The sequence below is a fragment of the Vibrio sp. 10N.261.51.A4 genome, assembly GCF_041471945.1.
GTDB lineage: Bacteria > Pseudomonadota > Gammaproteobacteria > Enterobacterales > Vibrionaceae > Vibrio > Vibrio crassostreae_C.
Genome location: NZ_JBFRPJ010000172.1, coordinates 1 through 3,603 on the forward strand (window position 1 = coordinate 1; position 3,603 = coordinate 3,603).

Consider the following 3,603-nt stretch of genomic DNA (forward strand, 5'->3'; position numbering starts at 1 on the left):
GTCAGCACGGAGTTGGACATTTATGAGTCAGTGATTCTGCTAAATTAGCATTTAAAGGATTAACTCAGGTATTGCAAACCTCTAACTACGTGGGCAAGTTCACTTAGCCACTACAGGAGCCGTTCAAGTCTTAAAAAACATCATCCCAATACGGTAAATCACCATAATAGTCACTGAGAAACTCAATAAAAACACTCAACTTAGTCGCAATCAGCTTACGGTGCGGATACACCGCATATAGCGCCATGGGTTCTGGCTCAAACTCTTTTAGAATAACGTTAAGTTGGCCCTTCTTTACTGCGTCAGACACGATAAAAGTGGGTTGAAAAACATAACCCTCTCCCGCTATAGCGGACTCAACGAGGATATCGCCGTTGTTGCAGGATATACCGGAACTCTCCTCTTTTGACGAGCGCTTCAGCGCATTCATAAGTGGGGACTCGGATTGACTGTAATCCATGTAGCTGTAGCTTAACAGATGCTCTGGAATAAGCTGTTCCGGATGCTCTGGCGTTCCATGCCGTTCAAGATAGTCTGGGGAAGCACACATAACCAACCGAACCGGAGCAACACGCTTTGCAATTAAGGATGAGCTTTTTAATTGCCCGATCCGTAACGCTAAATCAAAGCCCTCCTCAACCACATCGACTTTCCGATCGTTGAGTTGCAAATCGATACCCACAGCCGGGTTGAGCTGCTTAAAATCCCGAATAAGTGAAGCGAGATGCTTGGTAGCAAAAGTCACAGGAGCACTGATACGCAGTAAACCTTGCGCCTCATTCTTTAACTGCCCCATGCTCCCTTCCATGTCTTGAATACTTTCCAAAATGTGCTGAACGTGTTGCACACATCGCTCGCCCGCTTCTGTAAGGTGTACTTTTCTCGTCGTGCGGTTAAGCAGGCGTACCCCGAGTTGTTCCTCCAAATGAGATACGTACTTACTGACCAACTGATTTGACGTTCCCAGTTTCTCTGCTGCCTTGGTAAAACTGCCTTCTCTAGAGACCGTGAGAAACGCCTTCATGGTGTTAATCCTATCCATTAAACAAATCCTTTTAATAAGTCAATTACCAACAATACATTGGAAATCATTCAATGATAATGCCATTTATCATCTAAAGGAGAAAGATTAATCTTATTCCCAAGTTAAGACTTACTTGAATAAATCAACTCTGAGGGAAATACCATGAACAAGCACATTTTTAACAAAGTAATTCAATCCAATGCTGGCTTTGCGGCACTAGTACTGAGAGTTCCGGTAGGAATCATTTTGGCTGCACATGGTGCGCAAAAGCTGTTTGGCTGGTTTGGTGGCTATGGACTTGAAGGTACTGGCCAATGGATGGCAAGCATTGGGCTAGCACCCGGTTACCTAATGGCATTGATGGCTGGCAGTGCAGAATTCTTCGGAGGTTTAGCCTTGATATTTGGCCTTTTGACTCGCCCAGCAGCACTGGTCAATGCATTTGCCATGTTAGTGGCAATCTTCAGCGTTCACATCAGCCATGGCTTATTTATCAGCAATAACGGTTACGAGTTTGCTTTGGCGTTATTCGCTGCCACTTTAGCGCTAGCCATTCAAGGTGGCGGAAAGTTTGCCATTGATAACCGCTTACTTGGTGCAACCAAAACCGCTTAATAAAAGCTATTGGACTCGAAACAAATTAGACAAACAACAGACGCCCATGGCGTACGCTCGCAAGGGGCTCTTCGAAATAAGGAAAGATTATGTTGGTAAATGGTAAGTGGGAACGCAAGTGGGATCCCGTTCAAGAGAAAGACAGTGAAGGCCGCTTCATCCGCCAAAGCAGCGCATTCACAAATCGCATTGACGATGCACAGTCAGCAGTCGATAAAGGTTTGCGACTCTATGCTGCTTACATTTGTCCTTGGGCAACACGCACATTAATTGCTCGCTCGTTGTTTAACTTAGAAGATGTAATTGACGTAAAAGTCTTAGACCCAGTACTAACAGATTTCGGTTGGCAATTTGGGGGTGAATCTGATTCAACGGTAGGCTCTACAGAGAGTGGCATTGAGGGAGTGGAATACGCTCACCATCTTTATACGATGACTGATGACCAATACACTGGTCGAGCGACTGTGCCTGTACTTTGGGATTGTGGTGATAACAAAATCATCAACAACGAGTCTGCTGATATTCTTCATATTTTGAACGAAGACTTAAGACCGATTCATAATTCAAACATCAATTTGTACCCGACTGAGTTGCAATCACAAATTGAAGAGTTTAATGCCAGTATCTACGACAGCTTAAACAATGGCGTGTATCGCGCAGGATTCGCTTCAAGCCAGAAAGCTTACGACGAAGCCATGGTTGATATTTTCGCTCGCTTAGAAGAACTGGAAACACATTTTGCGAATAACGATTTTGCCGTTGGCAACCAACTAACCGAAAGCGACATTCGGTTATTCGTTACCTTGATCCGATTTGATGTGGCCTACCATGGCCTATTTAAAACTAACATCAAAGCCATCTCTGACTACCCTGCGTTGTCAGCGTATTTGGACCGCTTATTACAAATCGAAGCCTTTGCGAAAAACACTCGTGTCGATCATATTAAAGCGGGCTATTACTCGGTAACTGCGCTAAATCCATCTGGCATAATTCCTCAGGGGCCGTACTTGGATTGGTTTAAATATTTACCGGAGGGAGTATGAAACTAGCACCTCTGATGTTCGTTGGTCACGGTTCTCCGATGTTTGCGTTAGGCGCAAGCATCGAGGCTCAACAACAGGCGACCGATAATTTAACCCATCAAGTAGCTAAATTTGATGATGTGGAAGCTATATTAGTGATATCACCACATTGGGTTGCCCGCGGTAATGTCGTTATCACCAACGACCAACCAGAAACCATTCACGACTTTGGTGGCTTTCCACCTGAATTGTACGAATTGAACTATCCTGCGATGGGCTCACACATTGTTGGTAATAAAGTCATCGACTTATTAACCAACAATGGTTTCGAAACTAAGGCGGACAATTACCGAGGCTGGGATCACGGTGTTTGGGTACCGCTGTATCACCTGCGCCCAAATGCAGACAAGCCAATAGTGCAATTGTCGCTGAATGTTGATCTGTCACCAGATGAACTAGAAAAGCTCGGTAATACCTTGAAACAATTGCGTAAGCAGAATATTGCGGTTATCTGCTCAGGTAGCCTGACGCACAATTTATATGACATTCGAATGAGTCACGAGCGCGTCGCAGATTATGCAAACAAATTCCAAAATTGGGCACGGAAAATCGCTCTTGAAGGCAATTTAGCGGAGGCAAAACAGCCTCACGTTAAGTCTGTTCACTATGCGAAGTCACATCCTACCTCTGAGCATTATTTGCCGTTAGTTATTGCTATGGGAGCAAAAGATGACGCTGATAATCTTACGGTGTTGGAAAGTCCAATCTTGCATCACTCCATTTCAATGGAGAGTTATGTTTGGTCTCAGTGAGCAATAACATTACTTTAGTTTAGAAAAACAGCATCAACCAAGATAAGTATAAACTGCAAGGCTAACATGATGTATGGAATCCACTCCCTCCTTAGCAATCTAGACTTAGGAGTGTGAGAAAAAACCGAGG

At 44.2% G+C, this 3,603-nt stretch carries 4 protein-coding genes; 3 read left to right on the plus strand and 1 reads right to left on the minus strand.

Annotation, left to right across the window (positions count from 1 at the left end; translation table 11 throughout):
- Positions 1-130: 130 nt before the first annotated feature.
- Positions 131-1,042, minus strand: coding sequence for a LysR family transcriptional regulator (locus AB4384_RS23565; protein ID WP_372130200.1), 912 nt, complete (start codon positions 1,040-1,042; stop codon positions 131-133).
- Between the two features lie 144 nt (positions 1,043-1,186).
- On the opposite strand from AB4384_RS23565, the gene AB4384_RS23570 reads away from it, so the two are divergent.
- The 3 genes from AB4384_RS23570 (at position 1,187) to AB4384_RS23580 (ending at position 3,473) form a co-directional block, all read left to right on the plus strand.
- A complete protein-coding gene (locus tag AB4384_RS23570; RefSeq protein ID WP_017037256.1) occupies positions 1,187-1,639 on the plus strand; it encodes a DoxX family protein in 453 nt (150 codons plus the stop codon).
- A gap of 89 nt (positions 1,640-1,728) precedes the next feature.
- Complete coding sequence (locus tag AB4384_RS23575) at positions 1,729-2,682, plus strand: glutathione S-transferase family protein (protein WP_372130201.1); 954 nt, start codon at positions 1,729-1,731, stop codon at positions 2,680-2,682.
- A complete protein-coding gene (locus tag AB4384_RS23580) occupies positions 2,679-3,473 on the plus strand; it encodes a class III extradiol ring-cleavage dioxygenase (protein WP_017068662.1) in 795 nt (264 codons plus the stop codon). The genes AB4384_RS23575 and AB4384_RS23580 overlap by 4 nt, the downstream gene beginning before the upstream one ends.
- Positions 3,474-3,603 lie beyond the last annotated feature (130 nt).

Excerpts from the sequence above, each read along its gene's own strand:
- AB4384_RS23565 (WP_372130200.1), bottom strand. The coding sequence starts at position 1,042 with ATGGATAGGATTAACACCATGAAGGCGTTTCTCACGGTCTCTAGAGAA.
- AB4384_RS23570 (WP_017037256.1), top strand. The coding sequence starts at position 1,187 with ATGAACAAGCACATTTTTAACAAAGTAATTCAATCCAATGCTGGCTTT.
- AB4384_RS23575 (WP_372130201.1), top strand. The coding sequence starts at position 1,729 with ATGTTGGTAAATGGTAAGTGGGAACGCAAGTGGGATCCCGTTCAAGAG.
- AB4384_RS23580 (WP_017068662.1), top strand. The coding sequence starts at position 2,679 with ATGAAACTAGCACCTCTGATGTTCGTTGGTCACGGTTCTCCGATGTTT.